Here is a 26182-nt window from a genome sequence, read left to right as displayed (position 1 = left end):
ACAAGCAATGCAGGCTCTCTTCATCGGACAGACCTATATCGACGTCGTCTTCATCACCGACCACATGCCGACCGGCGACGAGAAGCACGTGGCCTCCGACTACGCGGTTTCCTTCGGCGGCAATGCGGTGACCGCGGCGTTCTGCTGCGCCAAGCTCGGCATCGTGCCCGATCTGATCGCCACCGCGGCCAATGACTGGCTCGGCCGCATGTTCATGGACATGTGCGCGAAATATGCGATTTCGCTCCATGGGCGGAAGGTCAATCAGTCCTCGCTGTCCTTCATCATGCCCAAGGACGGCAAGCGCGCCATCGTCCGCTGCCGCGACGACGACCACATCCATCCCTTCCCGATGCTCAATCTCGGCGGCTGCCGCGCGCTGCATGTCGACGGCCATCAGCCCGATGCCGCGATCCACTACGCAAAAGTCTGCCGCGAGGCCGGCATCTTGACCTCGCTCGACGGTGGCGGCCTGCGCACCAACACGCATGAGCTATTGGAATTCATCGACGTCGCGATCGTCGCCGAGCGCCTGTGCGAGCAGATGGATCTCACGCCGGAAAAGATGCTGGACTATCTCAAGAGCCGCGGCTGCAAGATCGGCGGCATCACCATGGGCGAGAAGGGCCTGCTCTGGTACGACGAGACCGGAACGGTGCAGGTGATGCCGGCGATGCCGATTCCGCGCGAGCGCGTGATCGACACCAACGGCGCCGGCGACGTCTTCCATGGCGCCTATGTCTATTCCTATCTCGCCCATCCCGGCAAAAGCTGGCGCGAGCATTTCGATTTTGCCCGGGCAGCCTCGACCTTCAAGATCCAGCGTCTTGGCAACGAAGCTGGCCTGCCGACTCTTGTCGACATCGCCAAGGTCAGGCACGAGTTCGAGGTTAGGGTCTAGCGCTCGCAGGGGTCTCTCATGGGGCGCGTCTTCGTCGCCGGCAGCATCAACATGGATGTGGTGGCGACAGCCGATCGCCATCCCAGGGTCGGCGAGACCGTCGCCGGCAAGCAGGTGCTGTATTTTCCGGGCGGCAAGGGCGCCAACCAGGCGGTGGCGGCGTCGCGGCTTGGCGCGCCGACCACGCTGATCGGCCGGCTGGGCAAGGATTCGTTCGGCGGTGAGCTGAGGACGTTCCTCGGCGCGCAAGGCATCGATCTCGGCGCGATCCGAGAGACGGCCGAGGCGCACACAGGCACGGCCATCATCACGGTGGCGGAGGCCGACAACACCATCGTCGTCATTCCCGGCAGCAATGCGCTTGTCGGCGTCGATGACGTCGCGGCCGTCCCGCTAGCCAAGGGCGACGTCGCGGTCAGCCAATTCGAGATCCCGCTGCCGACGATCGCCGCGTTCTTCCGGCGGGCTCGCGACATTGGCGCCACGACGCTGCTCAATCCGGCTCCGGCACAAACCATGTCGAGCGAATTGCTCGCGCTGATCGACATCCTCGTGCTGAACGAGACCGAGCTCGGCCTCCTCGCCGGCGTGGAGTTGTCCGACAGTGACGAGGCCGCGCGCATCCTCGACGTCGCACGAAAACTTCAGGCGCGCGAGGACCAGACCATCTGCGTGACCCTCGGCAAGCGCGGCGTGCTGGCGCTCGCGGGACGCGAGGAGATTTCGGTGCAAGGCCGCGTGGTGAAGGCGGTCGACACCACGGGCGCAGGCGATTGTTTTGTGGGAGCACTCGCGGCGCAACTCGCCGACGGCGTCGACTTGCGCGCAGCACTCGCCTTCGCCAATGCCGCCGCCTCGATCTCCGTGCAGCGCATGGGCGCGGGGCCGTCGATGCCGACGGCCGCGGAAGTCGCCGCCGTCCTCAATGCGAACTGATCACGCCAGCGCGCCCTTCAGGTCGAAACTTTCGTCGGCGGCATGCTCCGGCGTGATCGAGCCATCCAGGCCGAACAGGCGGCGGCCGAACATGTGGTCGCCGGCACGGTTGATCGATTCGATGCCGAGCAGATTGTCGCCCTTGTAGCAGAACGCCGAGAATGCCTTCCTGGTGGGATCGCCGCGCAGGACGACGCGGTCGTAGCCGGTGGTGAGGCCCGCGATCTGGAGCTTGTCCTCGCCCTGGTCGCTCCAGAACCAGGGATGGCTGTCATAGGCCTTGCGGTCGCCGGTCAGCCGCGCCGCGAGGCAGCGCGCGTGATCGGTGGCATTCTGCACCGATTCCAGCCGCTGCGATCCGCCGAAGCGCGGGCTGTTGAACAGCGCGCAATCGCCGATCGCCGAGATATCAGGATCGGCCGTCGAGAGATATTCGTCGACGATGATCCCGGCCGCGACCGGCAGCCCCGCCTCCGCCGCAAGCTCGATGTTCGGCAGCACGCCGACGCCGACCACGACAAGATCCGCCGGCAAATGCCTTCCGTCGCTCAAGGAGACGCCGGTGACCTTGCCGTCCTCCGCCTCGATCGCGGTTGCTTGCACGCCGAGGTGGATGCGGATGCCGGCCTCGCGATGCCGCGCCTGAAAATACTCCGACACCTCAGCCGTCACCGCGCGCGCCATCACGCGCGGGGCGAGTTCGAGCACGTCGACCTCTAGCCCCTTGATGCGCGCGGTGGCCGCGAATTCGAGGCCGATGAAGCCGGCGCCGATCACCACGACCCGCGTCTTTGACGGCATGATCTGCCGCAGCGCCTCGCTGTCGTCGAGGATGCGCAGATATTTCACGTCGGGAAGGTTCGCATTGGGCAGATCGAGCAGCCGGTTGCGGGCGCCGGTCGCCAGCACGAGGTGGCCGTAGGGCAGCGGCCTGCCCGAGGCGAGCAGCACCTTGCGCCCCGCGCGGTCGATCGACACGGCGCGGCCCGCGACCAGCTCGATGCTCTGGTCCTGGTAGAATTTCCCCGGCCGGAACATCAGGCTCTCCGGCCCGGCGGTCCCCTTGATGTAAGCCTTGGACAAAGGCGGCCGCTGATAGGGCAGATGCGCCTCGTCGTTGATCAGGCAGATAGCAGCGGAAAATCCCGCCTGACGCAGCGATGCCGCCACCTGGTAGCCGCCATGGCCGGCACCGATAATGACCACCGGACCGTCCGTCATTGGACAGCCCATTTCCGCAAGACACGAGCGTCACCCATGTCGTCTCCTCTCGCGCTGATTTTGGCTTGCTTGCCCAGGAGGAGCCGGCGCTCGTGTCCGTCCCTGACGAAGGCAGGTCCATTTGAACCTATCGTTCCGGCTTGCGCAAGGGCGCCTGCCGGGGATTGTCACCCCTCGCCTTCTGCGATTTAGTCGCACGAACGACCTCATGCCGGGGATTTCAAGATGCCAGCTCCCGTCTCCCAGCCCGACGATCCCGCCTTGCTGCGGATCGACGGGCCGATCGCGACCATCACGCTCAACCGGCCCGCCGCGTTCAACTCGATCAATCTGGCGATTGCACAACAGCTCGAACAGCTCGCGGCTTACATTGAGGGCGCCGACGACATCAGGGTCGTGGTCCTCGAAGGCGAAGGCCGCGCCTTCTCGGCTGGCGGCGATCTGCAGACGATCGGCGCCGCCGCCGAAGCGGGCACGGTGACGCCGGTCGTCGGCGAGCTGTTGAAGCACTATCACGCCTTCATCGAGATCCTCCGGCGCATGCCGAAGGTCTCGCTGTCCAGCGTGCACGGCTCGGCGGCCGGCGCCGGCATGGGCCTCGCCTTCGTCACCGATCTCTGCATCGCCGCCGAGGATGCCAAATTCACGCCGGCCTATGCCAAGATCGGCGTCTCGCCGGATGGCGGATCTACGGTCGGCATCGTCAACACGGTCGGCTCCCGCCGCGCGCTGCAGATTTTCCTGGCCGAGGATAATTTTACCGCGCAGCAGGCCCATGAATGGGGTCTGGTTGCGAAGCTCGTTCCCGCCGCCGAGTTGAAGGCGGCAACGCGAACCCTCGCCGAGCGGCTGGCGCAGAACCCGCTCGCCGCGATTGCCGGCACCAAGTCGCTGGTCTACCAGGCCGCCACGACCCCGGTGAAGCAGCAGCTCGACGCCGAGGAGCACAAGATCATCATGGCGATGAACACTGCGGAGTTTCGAACCGCCGTGAAGAAATTCACCAGCAAGAGCAAGTAGCGTTCACTCGAGCAGGCTTACTTGGGACAGATATAGCCCGTGCCCGCCGGCGACTTGAAGCATCCGACCGATTCCGGCAGCACTTTCTGCGGCAGCCACAGCACCACACTCGGGAAATAGATCGCAAACGCGATCGTCCCGAGGAACACCAGATAGATCGGCAAAGCGGCGCGTAGCGCCTTTGCGAAACTGACGCCGACGAATTTCGAGGCCATCAGCAGCACCAAGCCGTAAGGCGGCGTGATCAGGCCGAAGGCGAGCGTGGCGATCAGCACCACGCCCATGTGCACGGCGTTGATGTCGCCGGCTTCCGTCAGTGTGTTGACCAGCGGCATGAAAATGATGATGGTCGGCACCGGCTCGATGAAATCGCCGACGACCGTGAACAGCAGCACCATCAGCAGCATGATCAGATGCGGGTCGTTGCCGGCGAGCGAGGTGATGACTTCGGCGATGTAGCTTGCACCGCGCAAATAGGCGAGCATCCAGCCGAACGCATTGGCGGCGCCGATCGTGATCAGCGGCAGCGAGAAGATCAGGCCGGCGAGACAGAAATCGTACGGAATCTTCCTGATATGCCCGCGGTTGAGCGCTGGGATCACGACGACGACAATCCAGACCACGGCGACGACACCGGCTTCCGTCGGCGTGAACCAGCCGGTCAGGATGCCCCCCAACAGGATCACCGGAATCATCAGCGGCAGCGCCGCATCGCCGGCCGCGAACACCACCTGCCGCAGCGGCGCGCGCGGCTTGCGCAGGCCGGACGGGCCGAAGAAATAGCAATAGATCATCAACCCGAAGCCGATCATCAGGCCCGGCACGACGCCTGCCATGAACAGGCCGGCGATCGAGACATTGCCGACGGCGCCATAGACCACCGCGGTGATGCTCGGCGGCACCAGCGCCGCGATGGTCGATGCGGATGCGATGATCGCGGCGATGAAGGCGGGCTCGTAACCCTCGCGCTTCATCGGGCCGCCCAGAGCGCGGCTCATCACAGCGACGTCGGCCGTGGTCGAGCCCGACATTTCCGAGAAGAACATACTGAAGACGACCACGACCTGCGACAGGCCGCCTCTGATGTGGCCAACGAGGGACACCGAGAGGTTGGCTATTCGAACCACCACATTGGCCGAGCTCATGAGCTCGCCGACCAGCAGGAAGAACGGGATCGCCAGCAGCGCCTCGGAATCGACGCCGTCGAAGACTTTTTGGATGATCGCGGCGAGCGAGACGTCCGACAGCAGCGCGCCGATGAAGACGCCGGCCATCAGCGAGAACGGCACGGGCACGCCGAGATAGCCGAACGACAGGAAGCAGACCGTCATCAACGCCAGAACAAGGGGTGCGCTCACGGCTGCGCCCTCATCTGCGCGTCGGTGATAACAGGCGCCCCGTCATCCTCTTCGGGTGGCTCGGGGTGGTCAAAGCCGTTGCGCAGACCGTTGACGAGCTGCTCGATGGTGAACAGGCCGATCAGCACGCCCGACAGAGGGATGATCGCGTAGAGCGAGGCGATCGGCGTGCCCGACGGCAGGCGGAAACTGCCGAAGCCGCGGAGATAGTTCTGATATCCGTACAAGATCAGGCAGAAGGCGACGCCGAGCACCACGATCCGGATGATGACTTCGACGATCAGACGCGGCGTGCCGTGCATCGCCTCGGAGATCGCGGTGAGATAGAGGTGGTCGTTGCGCCGGGTCGCGGCCGCGGTGCCGACGAAAATCGCATAGATGAACAGCGTCGAGGTCACTTCCTGGAGCCAGAGCCAGGGATGGCCGATGGTACGGGTGACGATGTCGGCGGTCACCGACAGCGAGAAGCCGAAGCAGAGCACGCCGCAGAGGATCATCAAGGCGAGCTCGAGCCAGTCCAGCCCGCGCCATTTGAGGTGACGTTGGCGTTCCACCAGCAGTTTGTCGGCGATGGTCATCACTATCCCCGTCGTCCCGGCGAAAGCCGGGACCCATACCCCCAGCTGCGTGTGGCCAAAGCAAGCTGGCGGCTATCCTGCCCCAAGCGCCGCCGCGACGTATGGGTCCCGGCTTTCGCCGGGACGACGCGGAGGCAACGGTACGCGGCCTAGTTGATCGAGCGGATCAAATCCTTGATCTTCTCGGCGTGCGGGCCGAGCTCCTTGGCGAGCTTGTCGAGATAGGGATCGGCGATCGCCGTGAAGGTCTTCTTGTCGACGTTGTCGACGATCTTCACGCCCATCTTCTTCAGCTTCTCTGCCGCGGTGCGTTCGAGGTCGAAGGCCTTCTGCGGCTCCTTGGAGCTGACCTCGTTCCCCGCCGCCTGGACCCATCTCTTCTGCTCGGCCGACAGGCTCTGCCAGAGCTTGTCCGAGATGAACACCAGCGCGTTGTTGGCTTCGTGCTCGGTGATGTTCAGGACCGGCGCGACCTCGTAGTGCTTGTTGACGAGGTAGACGTTGATGCTGTTCTCGGCGACGTCGACGACGCCGGTCTGCAGGCTCGTGTAGACGCTGCCGAACGGCATGTGCACGGTCTGGGCGCCGTAGGCCGGGAACATGGTGTCCTCGGTCGCAGTCGCCTGCACCCGGATTTTCAGGCCCTTGATGTCGCCGACATTGTGGATCTCCTTCTTGGAGTACATGTGGCGCACGCCCTGCGACCCCGTCGCGATCACATGCAGGCCCTGCGTGGTCTCGTCGATCATGGTCTTGAGCGCCTCGAACACTTTTGGATCGGCCAGACCCTTGACCACGTGGTTCTCGTCGCGGAACAGGAAGTGCAACGACATCACGCCCGCTTGCGGCGAGATCGTCGCGGTGTTCGCCGAGGAGATGATCGAGAACTCGACGTCGCCCGCCTTCACGAGCTGGAGCACCTGCGGCTCTTGCCCGAGCTGCGCGCCCGGATATTGATCGATGATCATGGTGCCTTTGCTCAATTCCTTGAGCTTTTCGGCAAAGAGGTCGCCCGCGATAGAGTAGCCGGTATTGCGCGGCTGGTCGTAGGCGAAGCGATAATGCTTCACCTCCTGCGCAGATGCGCCCGTGACGAACAGGATTGCGGCCGTTGCCGCCAGCCGATGTAAGAATCTTGGCATGGATCGTGCGATCATCGTTTCCCCCTGTTTTAACGCCCGCCGCTTTAGCGGTCTGGGCTACGCTTCCGGGTGGTTGGTCACCCTCTCTTAGTTTTCTGCTCAGTCTTCTTCCCAGTCCTCTGCATGAAATCGAAATCGCAGCCCTCGTCGGCCTGCATGATGGTCTCGTTGAACAGCCACGCATAGCCGCGCCGCGCCTCATCCGGCGCAGCCGCGGGCTTCAATGCCGTACGCCGCCGTTCCAGCTCGGTAGCATCCACCAGAAGCTCGATGCTGCGCTTGGCGACGTCGAGTCGGATCATGTCGCCGTTCTTCACCAGCGCCAGCGGGCCGCCGACGGCGGATTCCGGAGTGATGTGCAGCACGATGGTGCCGAATGCGGTGCCGCTCATGCGCGCATCCGAAATGCGCACCATGTCCTTGGTCCCAGCGCGCGCGAGCTTCTTCGGGATCGGCAGATAGCCCGCCTCCGGCATGCCGGGCGCGCCCTTAGGACCGGCGTTGCGCAGCACCAGCACGTCATCGGCCGTGACGTCGAGATCGGGATCGTCCACCCGCAGCGTCATATCCTCGACCGATTCGAACACCACCGCACGGCCCGTGTGTTGCAGCAGCTTTGGGCTCGCGGCGGATTGCTTGATAACCGCGCCGCGCGGCGCGAGATTACCGTGCAGCACGGCGAGGCCACCTTCCTTCTTGATCGGATTGTCCCGCGGACGGATCGCGTCCTGGCCGGGCACGTCTTCCGCGTTCGCCGCGATATCGCGCAGCGTCTGGCCGGTGATCGTCTTGGCATCGAGATCGACGAGATCGCCGAGTTGCGCCAGCAGTTTCGGCACGCCGCCGGCGTGATGGAAATGCTCCATGTAATGCTCGCCGGACGGCTTGAGATCGACCAGCACCGGCACCTCGCGGCCGATCTGGTCGAACACCCCGAGGTCGAGCCGGTGTGGCGAACGATGTGCCATCGCGGTCAAATGGATCAGGCCGTTGGTCGAGCCGCCGATCGCCTGGAGCACGACCTGGGCATTCTTAAAAGATGCCGGCGTCAGCACCTCGCTCGGCTTCGGACCTTTGGTCTTGGCCATCTCGGCGGCCACCCTGCCGCTCGCCTCGGCAAGGCGAAAGCGCTCCGCATGCGGGGCGGGAATCGTCGCGCTCATCGGCAGCGACAGGCCCATGGCCTCGATCATGCAGGCCATGGTGGAGGCGGTGCCCATCACCATGCAGGTGCCGACCGACGGCGCAAGGCGGCCGTTCACCGCCTCGATCTCGACATCATCCATTTCGCCGGCGCGATACTTGCCCCAGAGGCGACGGCAATCGGTGCAGGCGCCCAGCACCTCGCCCTTGTGATGACCAACCACCATGGGGCCAACGGGGATGACCACCGTCGGCAGGTCGGCGCTGATCGCCGCCATCACCTGCGCAGGAAGAGTCTTGTCGCAGCCGCCGATGACGATCACCGAATCCATCGGCTGCGCGCGGATCATCTCCTCGGTGTCCATCGCCATCAGATTGCGCAGATACATCGAGGTCGGATGCGCAAAACTCTCCGCGATCGAGATCGTCGGGAACACGAACGGCATCGCGCCCGACAGCATCACGCCGCGCTTGGCGGCCTCGATGATCTGCGGGACGTTGCCGTGGCAGGGATTGTAGTCGCTATAGGTGTTGGTGATGCCGACGATCGGACGCTCCAGCGCGTCGTCGGAATAGCCCATGGCCTTGATGAACGCCTTGCGCAGGAACAGCGAGAAGCCGGCATCGCCATAGCTCGTCAGCCCTTTGCGCAACCCACTCGTCATCATACCACTCCCATTACCGGGTCATTGTCCTACAGACTGCCCCTTGATTGTCAATAAGACAGACGTCAAACCTGCCATTTACCCGAGTTGCGCGCTGGTGGGAGACCAGATTATTGACAATCAGGGCCTTCCCTGCTCCACAGGACGAACCGGCCAAGCGCCGGGAGGCCGAGGGCATGTCCGACATTCACATCGCAGACGCCACGATGGTCCGGCGCGACGATCCGGACGACATCGTCGCGCGGCTCGAAGAGGACATCATCTTCGGCCGACTTGCGCCAGGCGCGCGCCTCACAGAGGACGCGCTGATGTCGGCTTACGGCACTTCGCGCCATTTCGTGCGGCAGGCCTTGGTGGATGCGGAGCGCCGGGGCATCGTCCGCCGCGAGAAGAATGTCGGCGCCACCGTGCGGTTCTATTCGGCCGAAGAGGTCCGGCAGATCTACGAGGTCCGGGAGATGCTGACCCGGCAGGCGGCGCTGATGATCCCCCTGCCCGCACAGCAAGGCCTGATCGACGAGCTCTCTGCATTGCAGCGGCAATATTGCGCGAGAGCGGATTTGCAGGACCTGCGCGGTATCCACGAGGCCAACGACGCCTTCCACCTCGCGCTGTTCTCGGCCTGCGGCAATCCCTATCTGGTGCGCTCGCTGCAGGACTACATGAACCTGACGCTGCCGATGCGCGCCAAGAACCTCGCCGACCGAGACGGCCTCGCGCAATCAAGGCGCCAGCACGAGCTGATGATCGAGCTATTGAAAGGCCGTGACAGCTGGGCGCTGGCCCAGCTGTGCGTCGATCATATGCAGTTCAGCAAGTCGGACTATCTGGCGCGGATTGGGGGTGAGCAAGCCGAACAGCAGGGCCCGCGTTCATAGATGGGAGACGTTCGCTTCGCGCGGTGGTGCAGTTCACGCGATACGGGCGCGCTGGATTGCCCGCAATTGCAGGCCGCACGAGCCCATTTCGGGCAATAACGCCCGCAGTCCACAACTTCTGGGGAACCTATGGTCGGCTTGGTACTTGGTCTTGCACCAATCCCCCACCATAGGAGCTGCCATGATTTGCCGTTTAGTCGGAGCCGCCGCTGTTGCCGTCGCCGTCCTGCTTCCCGTAACGACCCAGGCCCAGGGCGTTCCCGGAGGCGTCGAACGCGGTGCGCGGGATGGTGAGCGAGCGGCAGGGCCTGTCGGTGCAGTTGTGGGTGGCGTCGTCGGCGGCGTCGTTGGCGGCGTGGCGGGAGTCCTTGGTGTCGATCAACGTCCTCGCTTTCACTCCTACGTCGTCGAACAGCGGCGGCCCTCATATCAGTACCGCGAAGATGTGAGAGTCGGGGCGGTTCTTCCGGAAGAGGGCGTGACCTATTACGAGGTGCCGCCCGAGTACGGCGCCCGTGAGTATCGTTACACGGTGGTGAACGGTCGCACGGTTCTGGTCGAACCGCGAACCCACCGGATCGTTGAGATCGTCGAATAACAACCAAGGGCCGTCTTTCGAGACGGCCCTTTCGTTTGCGCAGATCTGAATCCCTCAAGTCCCGGTTCAGTACCGCCTCAGCAGACCGCGATCCACGCTGGCATCGCCATAGTCGGCGCAGGCTCTCTTCGGGTTTCTGATCAGATCGGTCCGGACGCGCCTGAACGTTTTGCCGGCAGCGTCGGACACTTCGGGGCGGAATTTACCGGGATCGGAGCTCTCGCCATCGCGGGCCTTGATGGCTGCAGCATAGGCGTCGATCATCGCCATCGCGGCATCCGTGCTGCCGAGAAGTCGGGCGCCGAGCTGTACACTGCCGGCACCATTGACCTCGTAGCCGACACATCGTTGTTCGAGCACCGCGGATGCGGTGACGAGCTGGTCGAGAAACGTCGCCTCGGCGTCGCCGAGCATCGCGGCTCGCGCCGGTCCCGACATGAACAGCGTGAGCAGTACGGCGGCTGGCAATTCGATTTTCATTGTCCTGACTCGCGCTGCCGCCGTTGAGCCGTGATCGAGGCACCGATTGCCGAATTGCGGTCTCGCAAAATCGAGAGCCAGACGGCCAGAGCAACGTTGATCTGGATCAATGGCCGGAACGGCCAAAGCGAGGCTCAGGCCTTTGCGTCGCTCGCCCCGTGTGAATCGAGGCACCGCGCTGGGACGGACACTAAAACTGTTTGTCAAGCCATCGAAATTTCGCAGAGCCGGAAATAAATATGGGCCGGGCTCCGGCGCCACGTCGCGCGTCCTCCTCCACTCCCTCCCAAATGAAATGCCATGACCGAACAAACCCTGACGGAGCCGATCGCCGAGCGGCAAGCGCCATCCCGAGGCTTTTCGCGCTACCAGGCGATCCTCGTTGCGCTGCTGGCGCTGGTCCAGTTCACGATCATCATCGATTTCATGATCATGTCGCCGCTCGGCGCCATCATGATGCCGGCGCTCGATATTTCGGCCGCTCAGTTCGGCGTGGCGGTCTCGGCCTATGCGTTCAGCGCGGGGATTTCCGGTATCCTGGCGGCCGGCTTTGCCGACCGGTTTGATCGCAAGCGGCTGCTGTTGTTCTTCTACGCCGGCTTCACCCTTGGCACGATGCTGTGCGCGATCGCGCCCAACTATCATCTGTTGCTGCTGGGGCGGATCGTGACCGGCCTGTTCGGCGGCGTGATCGGCTCGGTCGTGCTCGCCATCGTCACCGATTTGTTCACGCTGCAATTGCGCGGCCGCGTCATGGGTTTCGTGCAAACCGCCTTCGCGGCAAGCCAGGTGCTGGGCATCCCGGCCGGTCTTTTCCTCGCCAACCAGTGGAACTGGCACGTCGCGTTCGGCGCGCTGGTCGGACTGTCGGTGATCGGGATGACCGCAGTGATGCTCCTGATGAAGCCGGTGAACGGCCATCTCGGGCTGAAGCAGGATCGAAATCCGTTCCGGCATCTGATCGCCACGGTCTCGCAGCCGCGTTATTGGATGGCGTTTTCGGTAACGACCCTGCTGGCGACCGGCGGCTACATGCTGATGCCGTTCGGCAGCGCCTACACCGTGCACAATCTCGGCATCGACATCGTGCATCTGCCGACGATCTATCTCGTCTCCGGCCTGTTCAGCATTGTCATCGGCCCGCTGGTGGGACGCGCGAGCGATGCCTTCGGCAAATACCCCACCTTCGTCTTCGGCAGCGCCATGTCCATCGTGATGGTGCTGATCTACACCCATCTCGGCGAGGTGAGCCTGACGGTCGCGATCCTGGTCAACGTCCTGATGTTCGTCGGCATCTTCTCCCGCATGATTCCTTCGCAGGCGTTGATTTCGGCAATCCCCGAGCCGGCGCAACGCGGCTCCTTCAGCGCGGTCGGCGCGTCGCTGCAACAGCTCTCCGGCGGGCTCGGCTCCGTGCTCGCCGCCGCACTCATCGCGCAGGACGCCGACGGTACGCTCCGGCATTTCGACCGGCTGGGATACGTCGTCGTGACGACGGCGGTGATTTCCCTGATCCTGATGTACTTTGTACAGAGGCCCATCGCGGCCCAGGCCGGCAAACGCGTTGTTTAGCGCGTCGATTCCGACGCCCTGGATTTGCGAATGCGCTCCTACCGCTTGGTCCAATCGATGATGCGACTTGTGTCGCCGTCGAACTCGTTGCTGCAGAACGCGCCGCCCTGATAGTGATCGCCGACCGGATCGGGCTTCAGCTTGGCCTGCTCGGCCATCGCATGTGCCACATGATCCTCGGAGCGCCCCGTCGGACGGTAACCGAACTCGTAGGCGCGGTGGTTGTCCCACCAGGCACGCTCGTTCAGGGACACGCCGTAGAAGATCTCGAAATGAATGTCGGGATGCTCGAGCCCGATCCGGCAGAGCTGCACCAGATCTTCCGGCTTCAGCCAGATCGAGATCCGGCGATGGTCCAGCGGCACGTCGCCGAAATTGCCAATGCGAAGGCAAGTCACCTTCAGGCCATGCTTGTCGGCATAGAGCGCGCCGACCGCTTCGCCGAATACCTTGCTGACGCCATAGCGGCCGTCGGGGCGCGGGGTCACGTCGGTGCCGATCTTGTGGTGGCGGGGATAGAATCCGACGGCATGGTTCGAGGAGGCGAACACCACACGCTTGACGCCCTTGCGATACGCGGCCTCGAACAGATTGTAGCCGCCGATGATGTTGGCCTGGAGGATGTCGTTCCAGGGACCTTCGACCGAATAGCCGCCGAAATGGATGATGCCGTCGACGCCCTCGCAGATCGCCTCGCACTGCGCCAGGTCAGAGAGGTCCGCCGCCTTGAATTGTTCGTTGGGGCCGAGATCGGCGGGCGGGCGGATGTCGCTGAGCAACAGGTCCGGATAGATCGGCGGCAACAGTTTTCGCAGACGCGTTCCTATCCCGCCCGAAGCTCCCGTCATCAAGATGCGCGCCATGTCTTTCCTCGCCTTTGGCAACCAATTTGCAGTCACATGTCTCTAATGATAGCAGGATTGTCCAGAGGGAACGAAACGAGAGAACCGACATGAATGAGGCATCGTCCCATCCCCAGGAGCGGCCAGGCTGGCGGCCGGCGAGCTACTATCCCGATCCGGCGATAAAGGCACTCGATCCCCGCTTCGAAAAATACTGGCTGAAACTCTCGGCGGTGGAGCGGCTGACGACCGGCCTGCGCTGGGCCGAGGGTCCGGTGTGGTTCGGCGACGGGCGCTATCTCCTGTGCAGCGACATTCCGAACCAGCGCATCGTCAAATGGGAAGAGGAGACCGGCGCGGTCTCGGTGTTCCGCAAGCCCTCCAATTTCGCCAACGGCCACACCAGGGATCGCCAGGGCCGGCTCGTCACATGCGAGCATGGCGGGCGACGCGTCACCCGCACCGAATATGACGGCAGCATCACCGTGCTGATGGACTCGTTCGGCGGCAAGAAGCTCAACTCGCCGAACGACGTCGTGGTGAAGTCCGACGGCGCGGTTTGGTTCACCGATCCCACTTTCGGCCTACTCGGCAATTACGAGGGCTACAAGGCCGAGCCCGAGATCGAGCCGAACGTCTACAGGCTCGATCCCGCGACCGGCAAGGCGACCATCGTTGCCGAAGGCGTGCTCGGGCCCAACGGGCTGTGCTTCTCGCCGGACGAGACAATCCTCTACGTCGTGGAATCACGCGGCGTGCCGAACCGGAAAATCCTCGCCTATGACGTCTCGCCTGACGGCGCCACCATCTCCAACAAGCGCGTCCACATCGACGCCGGCCCGGGCACGCCGGACGGCATGCGCTGCGACATCGACGGCAATCTCTGGTGCGGCTGGGGCATGGGCGATCCCGAGCTCGACGGCGTCGTGGTGTTCGCGCCCGACGGCGTCATGATCGGCCGCATCGCGCTGCCCGAACGCTGCGCCAATCTCTGCTTCGGCGGCGTCAAGCGCAACCGCCTGTTCATGGCCGCGAGCCAGTCGATCTACGCATTGTATGTGAACACGCAGGGCGCGGTCGGGGGATAGTTTTTCCTCCGTCACGCCTCTCGTCATTGCGAGCGGAGCGAAGCAATCCAGAATCTTTCCGCGGAGGCAGCCTGGATTGCTTCGTCGCTTCGCTCCTCGCAATGACGAAAGATAGAACAAAAACGCCGGAGCGGTTTCCCGCTCCGGCGTCATGTTCACCCAGGCAGTAACGCCTACGCCGCGTTGAAGCCGGCGACGGCCTTCACTTCGAGGAAGTCCTCGAGGCCATATTTGCCCCACTCGCGGCCGTTGCCGGATTGCTTGTAGCCGCCGAACGGCGCGGAGCGGTCGTTGGGTACGCCCTGCAGGTTGACGTTGCCGGCGCGGATCTGCCGGCCGACGCGCTTGGCGTCCTCGACGGAAGCGCCCGTGACGTAGCCGGCAAGCCCATAGGGCGTGTCGTTGGCGATGTGCACGGCCTCGGCTTCGTCCTTGGCGCCGATGATCGTCAGCACCGGTCCGAAGATCTCTTCACGCGCAATCGTCATGTCGGGGGTGACGTCGGCGAAGATGGTCGGACGGACATAGAAGCCTTTGTTGACGCCCTCGGGCAGGCCCGGGCCGCCCGAGACGAGCGTTGCGCCCTCGTCGATGCCCTTCTTGATCAGGCCCTGGATCTTGTCCCACTGGCCGCGGTTGACCACGGGACCGATGGTGGTGCCTTCGGCGCGCGGATCGCCCGCCTTGGTCTTGTCGGCGACGGCCTTCGCGATCGCGGCGACTTCCTTCATCTTCGAGGCCGGCACGATCATGCGCGAGGGCGCGTTGCAGGACTGGCCGGAGTTGTTGAACATGTGCATCACGCCGCCGGTCACCGCCTTCGTGAGGTCGGCGCCTTCGAGGATGACGTTCGGCGACTTGCCGCCGAGCTCCTGGCTGACGCGCTTCACGGTCGGTGCCGCACGCTTGGCCACGTCGATGCCGGCGCGGGTCGAGCCGGTGAAGGAGATCATGTCGATATCGGGGTGCTCGCTCATGGCGGCGCCGACCTCGGGACCGAGACCGTTGACGAGGTTGAACACGCCCTTCGGCACGCCGGCTTCATGGAGGATTTCCGCGAAGATCAGCGCCGAGGTCGGGGTGAACTCCGATGGCTTCAGGATCATGGTGCAGCCAGCGGCGAGTGCGGGCGCGACCTTGCAGGCGATCTGGTTGAGCGGCCAGTTCCAGGGCGTGATCATGCCGACCACGCCGACCGGCTCGCGCAGCACCATGGCGGTGCCGACCGGTTCCTCGAAATGATAGTTCTTGAGCACGTCGAGCGTGGTCATGAGGTGGCCAAGACCGGCGCCGGCCTGCAGCTTCTCCGCCATCGGCAGCGGCGCACCCATTTCGTCGGAGACGGCGGCGCCGATCTCCTTGAGACGGCCCTTGTAGATCTCGATGACCTTGGTGAGCAGCGCGACGCGCTCGTCACGGCTGGTCTGGGAGAACGTCACGAACGCGCGCTTGGCGGCGGCGACGGCTTTGTCAACGTCGGCCTTGGAGCCCAGCGCAACCTCGTACATCGCCTCTTCCGTCGCCGGATTGACCACGGCGGTGGACTTCTTGACGGCGGGATCGACCCAGGCGCCGTCGATGTAGAACTGCATGCGATTGACCATAGTGAACCTCTTCTTGGGGGCTTGGGGGGCGTTTCGGCAGGCATCCTTGCACGAAAGCGCCGGCAATTGAACCCGCCATATGCGGGGCCAGCATTGCGGCGGACCGAGGTTATATGAGCCGATGGCGGAGGGGTGGCAAGGTCTCGATTGCCGTCGTCCTGGCCCAGTGCGCAATTGCGCACGGGGGCCAGGACCACGACGGAGAACTACACCGCCATCTTCCGATGCAACACCGGCGCGCCGGTGGTGAGGCTTTCGGCCGCATCGATGATGGCGTTGGCGTCAATGCCGTGGTGGCGGTAGAGGTCTGCGATGGTGCCGGTCTGGCCGAACTGCTCGACGCCGAGCGCCTCGACGCGATGGCCGCGGATGCTGCCGAGCCAGCCGAGCGCCGCCGGATGGCCGTCGATCACCGTCACGATGCCGCAGTCGCGCGGCAGCGGTGCGAGCAGTTTTTCGATGTGGCTGAGATGCTGCACGCCGCGCCGATCACGGCGCAACTTCCGTGCGGCCGTCCATCCCGCATGCAGACGATCCGCGGACGTGATCGCGAGCAGGCCGATGTCGCGCCGGCTCTCGCCAATGAAGCCGGTCGCTTCGATCGCTTCTGGCGCCACGGCGCCGGTATAGGCGATGACGGCTTCGGCATTGGGCCCCGGCTTGCGCAACCAATACGCGCCGTCGGTGATGCCCTGTGCAAGCTCGGGCGTCATGATCCGCTGCGCCTGCTCGATCGAGCGCGTCGAGAGCCGCAGATAGACCGAGCCGCCCTCACCCGGATCGCGCTGCATGTGATTGAAGCCCCACCCCATGATCACGGCGAGCTCGTCGACAAAGGCCGGCTCGAACGAGGCAAGGCCATCCTGCGCCATGCCGATCAAAGGGGTTGCGATCGACTGATGCGCGCCGCCTTCGGGCGCGAGCGTGATACCTGAGGGGGTCGCCGCCACCATGAAGCGCGCATCCTGGTAACAGGCATAGTTCAGCGCATCGAGACCGCGCTCGATGAAGGGATCGTAGAGCGTGCCGACCGGCAGCAGCCGCTCGCCGTTGATCTGGTGCGACAGGCCGAGCGCCGAGAGCATGATGAACAGGTTCATCTCGGCGATGCCGAGTTCGAGATGCTGGCCCTTGGGCGAGAAGTCCCAGTTGAAGGTGGATGGAATTTTCTCGCTGCGGAATAAGTCCGCCTTCTCGCCGCGCGCAAACAGGCCGCGCCGGTTCACCCACGGACCGAGATTGGTCGAGACGGTGACGTCAGGCGATGTCGTCACGATGCGCTTGGCGAGCTCGCTGTCGCCGCGCGCGATCTCGTTCAGCACCAGCCCAAAACCCTGCTGGGTCGACATCTGCGGCGCCGGCTTGAAGGCAAGCTGCGACGGCACCTCGATAACAGGCGCGGTGAGCCGGCGGCCGTCCTGGTTGAACGGCACGCCCGCGAGGAAGGCGTCGAGCTCGGCGGCACTTTGCGCGAGACCCTCGTATCTGTCCCATTCGTGTCCGGGCCGGATGTTCTGGCTGTCGCGATATTTCTCCATCTGCGCGACCGTCATTAGGCCGGCATGATTGTCCTTGTGGCCCTGGAACGGCAGGCCGACGCCCTTGATGGTGTAGGCGATGAAGCAGACCGGGCGGTCGTGGTCGATGGATTCGAAGGCGTCCAGCATGCTCGCCATGTCATGGCCGCCGAGGTTCGACATCAGCGCCAGCAGCTCGTCGTCGCTGCGCCTGTCGATCAGCTTGGTGATGGGGCCCTGATCGCCGATCTCGTCGTGCAAATGCTTGCGGAACGCCGCGCCGCCCTGAAAACACAATGCGGCGTAGAGTGCGTTCGGACAATTGTCGATCCAGCGCTTCAGCGCCTCGCCGCCAGCTTCCGCAAAGGCCTCGCGCATCAGGCGGCCATATTTCACGATCACCACGTCCCAGCCGAAATTGCGGAACACGGTCTCGAACTTCTCCCAGAGGCCTTCGCGGACGACGGCGTCGAGCGACTGCCTGTTGTAGTCGACCACCCACCAGGTGTTGCGCAGGCCGTGCTTCCAGCCCTCCGCCAGCGCCTCGAAGATGTTGCCCTCGTCCATCTCGGCATCGCCGACCAGAGCGATCATCCGCCCTTCGCGGCGATCCTTCATCCAGCCATGTGCCTTGACGTAGTCCTGCACCAGCGAGGCGAACAGCGTTTGCGCCACGCCAAGGCCGACCGAGCCGGTGGAGAAATCGACGTCGTCGACGTCCTTGGTGCGCGAGGGATAGGACTGCGCGCCCTTGAAGCCACGAAAATTCTCCAGCTTCTCGCGGCTCTGCCGGCCGAACAGATACTGGATGGCGTGGAACACCGGGCTCGCATGCGGCTTCACCGCGACGCGATCTTCGGGCTTCAGCACGTGGAAATACAGCGCCGACATGATGGTGGCGAGCGAGGCCGACGAGGCCTGATGTCCCCCGACTTTCAGGCCGTCCGCATTCGGGCGGATGTGGTTGGCGTGATGGATGGTCCATGACGACAGCCACAGCGTCTTGCGGGCCAGCGCGGTCAAGGTGTCGAGGCGGGCGGTATCAACGGGCATGGCAATGCTCCCGGAAAACAGGTGCCCGATGATACCCCTGCAGGAAGCGCCAAACTTCTCAATTTTTCGCGCGCTACCAGCCAATATTGGGATAGCTTACCAATCAGCCGACAAAAACGACAGGTTCATCCCAATGCCCGACCTCGACGCCATTGACCGAAAAATCCTCGCTCTGCTCCAGAACGACAGCCGCCTGACCATGCAGGAACTGGCCGACAAGGTCGGGCTGTCGGTGTCGCCATGCCATCGCCGGGTCAAGCTGCTCGAGGAACGCGGCGTCATCTCGCGCTACATCGCGACCGTGGACCAGAAGGCGCTGGGGCTGCATGTCAGCGTCTTCATCTCGATCAAGCTGGCGCGGCAGAAGGAGGAGGACCTCAACCGCTTCGCGCGCGCGATCTCGAAATGGGACGAGGTGCTGGAATGCTATCTGATGACCGGCAATCGCGACTATCTCTTGCGCGTGGTCGCCGCCGACCTGGCCTCCTACGAGACTTTCCTGAAGACCAAGCTGACCCGGCTCGACGGCATCGCCTCGATCGAGTCCAGCTTTGCGCTCAGCCAGGTGAAATATTCGATCGCGCTGCCGGTGTAAGGCATCACGGCCACGGCTGCACGATGATCTTGGTGTGAGCCTCAGGATTGGCGAGATCGGCGAAAGCCTTTGCAACGCCGTCGATGCCGACTTCCGCCGTCACCATTGCCGCCGCATCCACCTGCCCCTCCGCGATCAGGCGCAGTGACGCCGCGAATTCGTCCGGCGTGTAGCCGAGCACATACTGGACGTTGAGCTCTTTCATGATGCCGAGCATGGGCTCGCTCCTGTCGGTCTCCATGCACACACCGACCACGACGATCCTCGCATCGCGCGGAGCGCCCTCGAACACCTGCTGCAAGAGACCGGGCACGCCATCGCATTCGAAGATGATCGCGGGTTTGAGCGCGGGCAGCAACGGCGGCCGCGCGGCCTTCTCCGCCTCCGACATCTGCGCATGCTCGGCCCAGGTCAGATAGGGCTGCGACACCCGTGGATCCACGACGACATCGGCGCCGAGCTTTGCCGCAAGCGCGCGCCGCGCCGGCGAATAGTCGGCGGCGACGATCGGATGCAGGCCCTTGAGCTTCAGCGCCGCAATCACCGCGAGCCCGACCGGGCCGCAGCCGATCACGAGCGGCACTTCGCCGCCTCGGATGTTGGCCTTGGCGACCGCGTGAACGCCGACCGCGAGCGGTTCGGTGAGCGCGGCATGCTCCGGCGCGAGACCGTTGGGCACCTCGAGCAGCAGCGCTTCGCTCAGCAGCATCGCCTCGGCATAGCCGCCAATATTGTCGTTGGAGTAACCGATGCCTTCGATGCCCTGCGGCGTTACGAGGGCTGGCAGCGAGCAGACGCGCGTGCACGACTTGAGCTTGCGCACGGTCCCCGGGCCGAAGTCGACGATCTCGCAGCAGAACTCGTGGCCGAACACGACGTCGCGGGCGAGATCCATCGGCTTGCGGCCGGTCTTTCGCGCCATCTCCACCATGCGGTGGGCGTGCTGGCGCGCGTGCAGATCGGAGCCGCAGATGCCGCAGGCGAGCGTCTTGACCAGCACCTGGCCGGGGCCGGGCTTTGGCTCGGCCATCCGGTCGACGACAATCTCACCGTTCCTGAAAATCGCAGCGCGCATCCGGCTCCTCCCGTCTTGTTGGAGCCGTCGATAGCACGAAGCGGACGCGCGATCTTGCGTCAGGGGTTCGGGGAACGCTCTTCCAGGATCAGGAGCTGGGCGCGGCGGATGCGCTCGCGATGGGCGATGTAGAGGCCGCTGGCGACGATGAAGGCCGCACCGGTGACGGTCCAGACATCAGGCACTTCGCCGAACAGGAAGAAGCCGAGGATGCTCACCCACAGCAACTGCGTGTAGGAGAACGGCGCCAGTACCGAGGCATCGCCGTAGCGATAGGCCAGCACGATGATCCACTGGCCGACGGTGGAGGCGACGCCGATCACGATGCCAAGCCCGATCGCCGTCCAGGTCGGCGTGACCCAGACGAACGGTACCATCAGGGAGAGGATCGCAACGCCCGTCAGCGCCGAATAGGCCATCGTGGTGAGGACGGCTTCACGCCCGCTCATCATGCGCGTCAGGATCAGCGCCGCGGCCCAGCAGAACGCCGAGACGATCGGGAAGAAGGCGGCGGCGTGAAACGCGCTGGAGCCCGGGCGCAGGATGATCAGCACGCCGGTCAGGCCGATCGCGGTCGCGATCCAACGGCGCATGCCGACCTTCTCGCTCAGGAAGACGATCGAGAGCGCGGTGACGAACAGCGGCGAGACGAAGCCGGTCGCGGACGCTTCTGCGATCGGCAGGAAGCTCAGGCCGGTGATGAAGAACAGCGAAGAACCGAGCAATGCCGCGCCGCGCATCAACTGCAGGCCGAGGCGCTCGGTGCGCATCGCATGGAGCGGCGAGCCCGGCAGCATCACCGGCGTGAACATCAGCGCAAACGTCACGAAGCGGATCCAGGTGATCTCGATCGACGGCAGGCTCGACGACAGATATTTCGCGGTAACATCGGAGCAGCCGAGAAAGATCGTCGACAGCAGCACCAGCGCGATGCCTTTGAACGGGTGATCGACGCGCGCCGGCGCCCGTCGCGCCTGCGGCTTCTTTTCCGGCATGGGCATGGGAATACTGTCGAGCCTTGCGGCTGCGGCGGGCGGCGGGGTCACGGCTGGAACCTAGGAATGCGAATCGGGAATGATCGTAAAAAACGATAATTGCGCCGCTTTCACAACTTCCGAAAACAGGATGCCGATATGCGCTCACGTCCGCGCACGTCAAGACTCCATTAATAACGGGCGTTTGTGCACTACAGCATGGGCAGGCCGCGCGGCTTCGGACCGCGCGGAAACGCCGCATCGAGCGCCGCGATCTCGTCTTTCGTCAGCACCAGATCGCCGGCCGCAGCATTGTCGCCGGCATGTTCCGCGGACGACGCCTTCGGGATCGCGAACACCGTAGTTGCACGGGTGAGGAAGCTCAGTGCGACCTGGCGCGGCGTCGCGCGACGCGCCTCCGCGATGCGCGCCAGCACCGCGCCGCCCTTGCTGTTGCTCGCAGGGAAATCATCGTGGCCGAATGGCGAATAGGCGACCACGGCGACACCATGCCGTTCGCACCACGGGATCACCGCGTGCTCGATCGCGCGTTCCTTCAGATGATAGAGCACCTGATTGCAGGCGATGCGGTGTTCGCCGGCGGCGTCGAGGATCTCGTCGAGATCATCGGCATCGAAATTGGAGACGCCCCAGGATTTGATCTTGCCGGCCTTCACCAGTTCCTCGAATGCGGCGACGGTGTCCTCCAGCGGATACGAGCCGCGCCAATGCAGCAGATAGCAGTCGAGCCGATCGGTTTTCAGCCGCTTCAGCGAGCGCTCACAGGCGGTGATGGTTCCGCGGCGCGAGGCGTTGCTCGGCAGCACCTTTGACACCAAGAAAACCTCGTCGCGTCGGCCCGCGATCGCATCCCCAATGACGAGTTCGGCATCGCCATACATCTCGGCGGTATCGATGTGGGTCATGCCGAGGTCGAGCCCGCGCTGAAGCGCCGCGATCGCGCGCTTGCGATCGCCATGGTCGAGATACCATGTGCCCTGCCCGATGACGGAGACGCTGGCACCCGTTTTGCCGAAGGGTTTCGTGTTCATATTTGCTCCGATACCACTCGTTCGCTGAGGCAACCGCCGTCGCGCTCAAGAGTTCAATACGCCGATGTCAGCGACCAATACGCTACCGGTTGCGGACTCCGTGATGTAGAGCCGATCCTTCTTCGCGCCACCAATGGCGACATTGGTGCAATTCGGACCTGCACACGACTTGACCCGCGCAATCAATTCGCCGTTGGGCGCGAACACGAAGACATGGCCGAGTGAGGCGTGACCGACGAACAGGCGGCCCTTGGCATCCATTGTCATGCCATCAGGGCCGCTGGTGCCGAACAGCGAGCAGAAGCGGCCAACCTTCGACACGCTGCCGTCCTTCATGAACGGCAGCCGCCACACCGCGTTGTCGCGCGTCATCGCGACGAACAGCACGGTCTCGGTTGGATCGAGCACCAGGCCATTCGGGCTGATACCAGTGTCGATCAGGCAATCGAGCCGGCCGCTTTGCGTCAGGCGATAGACGCGGCCGCTGGGGTCATGCAGGCCGGTCTGTCCCTGGTCGGTGAAATAGATGTCGCCGTTGGACGCGAGATGCAGATCGTTGCAGCCCCGGAAAGACTCCGAGTTGCGCGAGGTCAGCACCGGCGCAATGCGCCCTGCCCTGGCGTCGAACTCCATGATGCCGTGCCTGTAGTCGGCGACCAGGATGCGGCCGTCGGCCGCGATCTTCAGCCCGTTCGGCCAGCCCTCATATTCAATCGCCAGCGACCACTCGCCGTCAGGCGCAATGCGGAAGATGCGGCCGAAGGGAATGTCGACGATGTAGAGATTGGCATCCTTGTCGAACGACGGCCCTTCGATGAAGGAATCCGTCGGCACACCGGGCCGGTTGGCATCGGCCCAATCGGTGCGCTCGCCCTTGCGGCGGAATTTGTCGGGCATGGCGGAAAAGAGCCTGGTCTCGATCAGGCGCGGCGGCGTTTCCAGGTACATCATTGTTGTTTTTGCGTGTTGAGGGCGAGAGCGCGGCACCATAGGGCACAATGAGGCGTGCGTCGATTGGGCCGAAGCATAGCGCCCCGCCCTCGCTGTCATTCCCCGCGAAAGCAGGGAATCCAGTACGCAGTGGCCTTAGCGCTTGATCACAGGCGTCTCGGCGTACTGGATCGCCCGGTCAAGCCGGGCGATGACGGCGGAGTATGCGCGACGACCGAGAAAGTCGCCCCTACCCCGCCGCGCCCGCGTGCTTGGCATGCTTCGCCGGCGCAATTTCGGTCGTCGCGATCAGGCGCTTCAGCTCGGGGATGCAGGAGCCGCAATTGGTGCCGGCCTTGAGCTTTGCGCCGATCTCGGCGGCTGTGCGCGCGCCTGCGGCGATGGTGTCGCAGATGGTGCCGCGGCCGACGCCGAAGCAGGCACAGACGACAGGACCGGTCGAAGCCGCGCCCTCGCTCGACTTGCCGGACAGCAGCATGCGCCGCTGCTCATCGGTGACGTGGTCGGCCACGAACAGGCTCTTCACCACCTCCCAGTCCCCGGCATCATGCGCGGGGCCGACGAACAGGCAGGTTTCGATGCGGTCGCCGGCAAACGAGGCCGCGCGATAAACGCCGCCGCCGAGGTCGCGATAGTCGGCGACGTCCTCGCCGGCAACGCCACCGAGCCAGGCCGGCCAGCGCGACAGGTCCGCATTGTCGGCGAAGAGGTAGCCGAAGCCGCCGGTAACAGTGACGCGGGTCCACATCAGGTTCGGTGGCAGCTCCAGCTGCTTGCGCGACAACGCAAAGCCGCGGAAGACGTATTCATAAGGCGAAATCGCCGCCGGTGTCGCCTTCGACTCCGGCTGCCCCGAGAACGGATCGGTGAACGGTGCGACCAGCGCCCCGACGCGACCGTGCGAGGCGTTCATCGCACTCCAGTGGATCGGCGCGAACAGCGTGCCGCGCTGCTGGTGGTCGCTGACGACGACCTTGAGGGTGCACTGGCCGTAGTCGGTGGTGATGCGGGCATAGCCGTCATGGACGACGTTGTATCTGCCGGCGTCATCGGGATGAATCTCGACGAACGGCTCGGGCAGATGCGCGCCGAGCCGCGGGCTGAGGCCCGTGCGCGTCATGGTGTGCCACTGGTCGCGGATGCGCCCGGTGTTGAGCCGCAGCGGCCGCGACGGCCCGGTCTCGCCGCGCAGCGCCGGCACCTCCGGCGCGACGAAGCGGCCCTTGCCGTCATTGGTGAAGAACCCGCCGGCCGCGAAGAAGCGCTCGCCGGGCGCCTGGCCTTCGCGCGCGGGCCACTGCACGGGCTTCAACGCGTCGAAGCCCTCGTCGGACAGCGAGGTCAGCGCGCCGATGTCGAAGTCGCGGCTGCCATCGTTCTCGAACGCCGAGAGCGCGGCGTGCTCGCGAAAGATGTCGGCTGCGGATTTGTAATTAAAACTGTCGCCGAAGCCGAGGCGTTTTGCGGTTTCGCTCAGGATCCACCAGTCCGGCCGCGCCTCGCCGGGCGCCGGCAGGAACGAACGCTGGCGCGAGATCCGGCGCTCGGAATTGGTCACGGTGCCCGACTTCTCGCCCCAGGCGAGCGCGGGCAGCAGCACGTGCGGGCCAGCATCGACCGTGTCGTTGGAGAGCACGTTCTCGGAGACCACGAACAGCTCGAGCTTCTTCAGCGCCTCGCGCACGAAGTCCGCGTCGGGCAGCGACACCGCGGGGTTGGTGCCCATCACCCACAGCGCCTTGACCTCGCCGCGGTTGATGGCTTCGAACAGCTGCACCGCCTTCAACCCTTCATGGGTGGCGATGCGCGGCGCCTTCCAGAACCGCCGCACGCGATCGATGTCCGGCGGCGTGAAGTTCATGTGTGCGGCGAGCTGGTTGGCGAGGCCGCCGACCTCGCGGCCGCCCATCGCGTTGGGCTGGCCGGTGAGCGAGAACGGCGAGGCACCGGGCTTGCCGATGCGCCCCGTGGCGAGATGGCAGTTCAGGATCGCGTTGACCTTGTCGGTGCCCTGCGCCGACTGATTGACACCCTGCGAGTACAGCGTGACGACGCGGGGCGTGTCACGGAACATCTTGAAGAAGGTGGCAACGTCCTGCTCGGAGAGGCCGGTCGCCAGTGCGGTCGCCGTGATGCTGCCGGCGATGCTGCGTGCGCGCGCCAGCGCGTCGTCAAAGCCCGACGTGTTTTGCCCGATGTAGTCCTGATCCAGGGCCCCATTGTCGGCGAGGTGAACGAACAGGCCGGAGAACAACGCCGTGTCGGTGCCGGGCTTGAGGCCGAGGAACAGATCGACGTCGGTCGCGGTGTCGGTGCGGCGCGGATCGATCACGATCATGCGCGCGCCGCGCTCCTGCCGGTTCTTCAGCATGCGCTGGAACAGCACGGGATGGCACCAGGCGGCATTCGAGCCGACGAACACCAGAAGATCGGCCTGGTCGAGATCCTCGTAGCAGCCGGGCACGGTGTCGGCGCCGAAGGCGCGCCGGTGACCGGCGACCGATGACGACATGCAGAGCCGCGAATTGGTGTCGACGTTCGCAGTGCCGACAAAGCCCTTCATCAGCTTGTTGGCGACGTAATAGTCCTCGGTCAGCAGCTGGCCCGAGAGATAGAATGCGACCGCGTCGGCGCCGTCGCGCGCGACGATGTGCTGCATGCGGTGGGCGACGTGATCGAGCGCATCGCTCCAGGCGACGCGTTCGAGCACGCCCTTGCAGCGGATCATCGGATAGAGCAGCCGGCTTTCGAGCCCGACCGTCTCGCCGAGCGCCGAGCCCTTGGAGCACAGCCGGCCGAAATTGGCAGGATGATCGGGATCGCCCGCGATCGCCGCGCCGCCCTTGCCGTCTGGCGTCGCCAGCACGCCGCAGCCGACGCCGCAATACGGACAGGTCGTTTTGGTAGCGCGGAGCGTGGGATCGATCGCCGTCATATCG

General features: G+C 64.5%; 22 protein-coding genes. 8 read left to right on the top strand and 14 right to left on the bottom strand.

The features are described from left to right. Positions 1-7: 7 nt before the first annotated feature. Together AC0L3B_RS00860 and AC0L3B_RS00855 are read left to right on the top strand one after the other, a co-directional pair. On the top strand, positions 8-901 hold the full coding sequence (locus AC0L3B_RS00860) for a sugar kinase (protein WP_007593904.1): 894 nt from the start codon (positions 8-10) through the stop codon (positions 899-901). A gap of 18 nt (positions 902-919) precedes the next feature. Beyond that, positions 920-1837, top strand: a complete 918-nt coding sequence (locus AC0L3B_RS00855; RefSeq protein WP_473379904.1) for a ribokinase — start codon at positions 920-922, stop codon at positions 1835-1837. Here the strand turns inward: AC0L3B_RS00855 and AC0L3B_RS00850 are convergent, their stop codons facing one another. Next, on the bottom strand, positions 1838-3058 hold the full coding sequence (locus AC0L3B_RS00850; RefSeq protein WP_473379903.1) for an NAD(P)/FAD-dependent oxidoreductase: 1221 nt from the start codon (positions 3056-3058) through the stop codon (positions 1838-1840). A 225-nt stretch (positions 3059-3283) separates the two neighbouring features. Here AC0L3B_RS00850 and AC0L3B_RS00845 point away from each other — a divergent pair, with 225 nt between their 5' ends. Further along, the gene (locus tag AC0L3B_RS00845) at positions 3284-4078 is read left to right on the top strand and encodes an enoyl-CoA hydratase/isomerase family protein (RefSeq protein WP_018457067.1); all 795 of its coding nucleotides are present in this window, start codon (positions 3284-3286) and stop codon (positions 4076-4078) included. Positions 4079-4095: 17 nt separating this feature from the next. Here the strand turns inward: AC0L3B_RS00845 and AC0L3B_RS00840 are convergent, their stop codons facing one another. The 4 genes from AC0L3B_RS00840 to AC0L3B_RS00825 form a co-directional block, all read right to left on the bottom strand. Further along, positions 4096-5436 carry a TRAP transporter large permease gene (locus AC0L3B_RS00840; RefSeq protein WP_354263554.1) on the bottom strand — a complete coding sequence of 447 codons (1341 nt, stop codon included), beginning with the start codon at positions 5434-5436 and terminating at the stop codon, positions 4096-4098. Next, a complete protein-coding gene (locus AC0L3B_RS00835) occupies positions 5433-6014 on the bottom strand; it encodes a TRAP transporter small permease (RefSeq protein WP_473379902.1) in 582 nt (193 codons plus the stop codon). Before AC0L3B_RS00835 ends, AC0L3B_RS00840 begins: the two co-directional genes overlap by 4 nt. Before the next feature lie 149 nt (positions 6015-6163). Beyond that, positions 6164-7171 (bottom strand): TRAP transporter substrate-binding protein, encoded by a 1008-nt coding sequence (locus AC0L3B_RS00830; protein ID WP_473379901.1) that lies wholly within the window; start codon positions 7169-7171, stop codon positions 6164-6166. 62 nt (positions 7172-7233) lie between these two features. Continuing rightward, the gene (locus AC0L3B_RS00825; protein ID WP_247394460.1) at positions 7234-8964 is read right to left on the bottom strand and encodes an IlvD/Edd family dehydratase; all 1731 of its coding nucleotides are present in this window, start codon (positions 8962-8964) and stop codon (positions 7234-7236) included. 176 nt (positions 8965-9140) lie between these two features. Here AC0L3B_RS00825 and AC0L3B_RS00820 point away from each other — a divergent pair, with 176 nt between their 5' ends. Continuing rightward, positions 9141-9842 (top strand): GntR family transcriptional regulator, encoded by a 702-nt coding sequence (locus AC0L3B_RS00820; RefSeq protein ID WP_085352224.1) that lies wholly within the window; start codon positions 9141-9143, stop codon positions 9840-9842. Between the two features lie 181 nt (positions 9843-10023). Beyond that, entirely contained in the window at positions 10024-10440 is a 417-nt protein-coding gene (locus AC0L3B_RS00815) for a DUF1236 domain-containing protein (RefSeq protein ID WP_026233295.1), read from the top strand. Between the two features lie 66 nt (positions 10441-10506). Here AC0L3B_RS00815 and AC0L3B_RS00810 read toward each other — a convergent pair whose 3' ends face one another. Continuing rightward, a complete protein-coding gene (locus tag AC0L3B_RS00810) occupies positions 10507-10920 on the bottom strand; it encodes a hypothetical protein (protein WP_018457074.1) in 414 nt (137 codons plus the stop codon). Between the two features lie 300 nt (positions 10921-11220). Here AC0L3B_RS00810 and AC0L3B_RS00805 point away from each other — a divergent pair, with 300 nt between their 5' ends. Further along, on the top strand, positions 11221-12492 hold the full coding sequence (locus tag AC0L3B_RS00805) for an MFS transporter (protein WP_085362273.1): 1272 nt from the start codon (positions 11221-11223) through the stop codon (positions 12490-12492). A 38-nt stretch (positions 12493-12530) separates the two neighbouring features. On the opposite strand, the gene AC0L3B_RS00800 is transcribed toward AC0L3B_RS00805, so the two are convergent. Further along, positions 12531-13355 carry an NAD-dependent epimerase/dehydratase family protein gene (locus AC0L3B_RS00800; protein WP_085362272.1) on the bottom strand — a complete coding sequence of 275 codons (825 nt, stop codon included), beginning with the start codon at positions 13353-13355 and terminating at the stop codon, positions 12531-12533. A gap of 89 nt (positions 13356-13444) precedes the next feature. Here AC0L3B_RS00800 and AC0L3B_RS00795 point away from each other — a divergent pair, with 89 nt between their 5' ends. Continuing rightward, positions 13445-14422 (top strand): SMP-30/gluconolactonase/LRE family protein, encoded by a 978-nt coding sequence (locus AC0L3B_RS00795; protein ID WP_085352132.1) that lies wholly within the window; start codon positions 13445-13447, stop codon positions 14420-14422. A gap of 173 nt (positions 14423-14595) precedes the next feature. On the opposite strand, the gene AC0L3B_RS00790 is transcribed toward AC0L3B_RS00795, so the two are convergent. Both AC0L3B_RS00790 and AC0L3B_RS00785 read right to left on the bottom strand, forming a co-directional pair. Next, positions 14596-16026, bottom strand: a complete 1431-nt coding sequence (locus tag AC0L3B_RS00790) for an aldehyde dehydrogenase family protein (protein WP_018457078.1) — start codon at positions 16024-16026, stop codon at positions 14596-14598. A 206-nt stretch (positions 16027-16232) separates the two neighbouring features. Continuing rightward, entirely contained in the window at positions 16233-18596 is a 2364-nt protein-coding gene (locus AC0L3B_RS00785) for a transketolase (RefSeq protein ID WP_085352130.1), read from the bottom strand. A 133-nt stretch (positions 18597-18729) separates the two neighbouring features. Between AC0L3B_RS00785 and AC0L3B_RS00780 the strand changes: the two genes are divergently transcribed. Then, positions 18730-19191 (top strand): Lrp/AsnC family transcriptional regulator, encoded by a 462-nt coding sequence (locus AC0L3B_RS00780; protein ID WP_014497003.1) that lies wholly within the window; start codon positions 18730-18732, stop codon positions 19189-19191. A gap of 4 nt (positions 19192-19195) precedes the next feature. Here AC0L3B_RS00780 and AC0L3B_RS00775 read toward each other — a convergent pair whose 3' ends face one another. The 5 genes from AC0L3B_RS00775 to AC0L3B_RS00755 all read right to left on the bottom strand — a co-directional run bounded on the left by AC0L3B_RS00775 (position 19196) and on the right by AC0L3B_RS00755 (position 26178). After that, the gene (locus AC0L3B_RS00775; protein ID WP_473379900.1) at positions 19196-20266 is read right to left on the bottom strand and encodes a zinc-binding dehydrogenase; all 1071 of its coding nucleotides are present in this window, start codon (positions 20264-20266) and stop codon (positions 19196-19198) included. Positions 20267-20325: 59 nt separating this feature from the next. Continuing rightward, positions 20326-21267, bottom strand: coding sequence for a DMT family transporter (locus AC0L3B_RS00770; RefSeq protein ID WP_018457082.1), 942 nt, complete (start codon positions 21265-21267; stop codon positions 20326-20328). Between the two features lie 185 nt (positions 21268-21452). Continuing rightward, on the bottom strand, positions 21453-22292 hold the full coding sequence (locus AC0L3B_RS00765; protein ID WP_247300276.1) for an aldo/keto reductase: 840 nt from the start codon (positions 22290-22292) through the stop codon (positions 21453-21455). Between the two features lie 45 nt (positions 22293-22337). Next, a complete protein-coding gene (locus AC0L3B_RS00760; RefSeq protein WP_247300320.1) occupies positions 22338-23240 on the bottom strand; it encodes an SMP-30/gluconolactonase/LRE family protein in 903 nt (300 codons plus the stop codon). Between the two features lie 232 nt (positions 23241-23472). Next, complete coding sequence (locus AC0L3B_RS00755) at positions 23473-26178, bottom strand: nitrate reductase (protein WP_085362270.1); 2706 nt, start codon at positions 26176-26178, stop codon at positions 23473-23475. Positions 26179-26182: the final 4 nt, after the last annotated feature.

Source organism: Bradyrhizobium sp. Kon56 (assembly GCF_055807635.1).
This window is presented reverse-complemented; position numbering and strand designations above follow the sequence as displayed.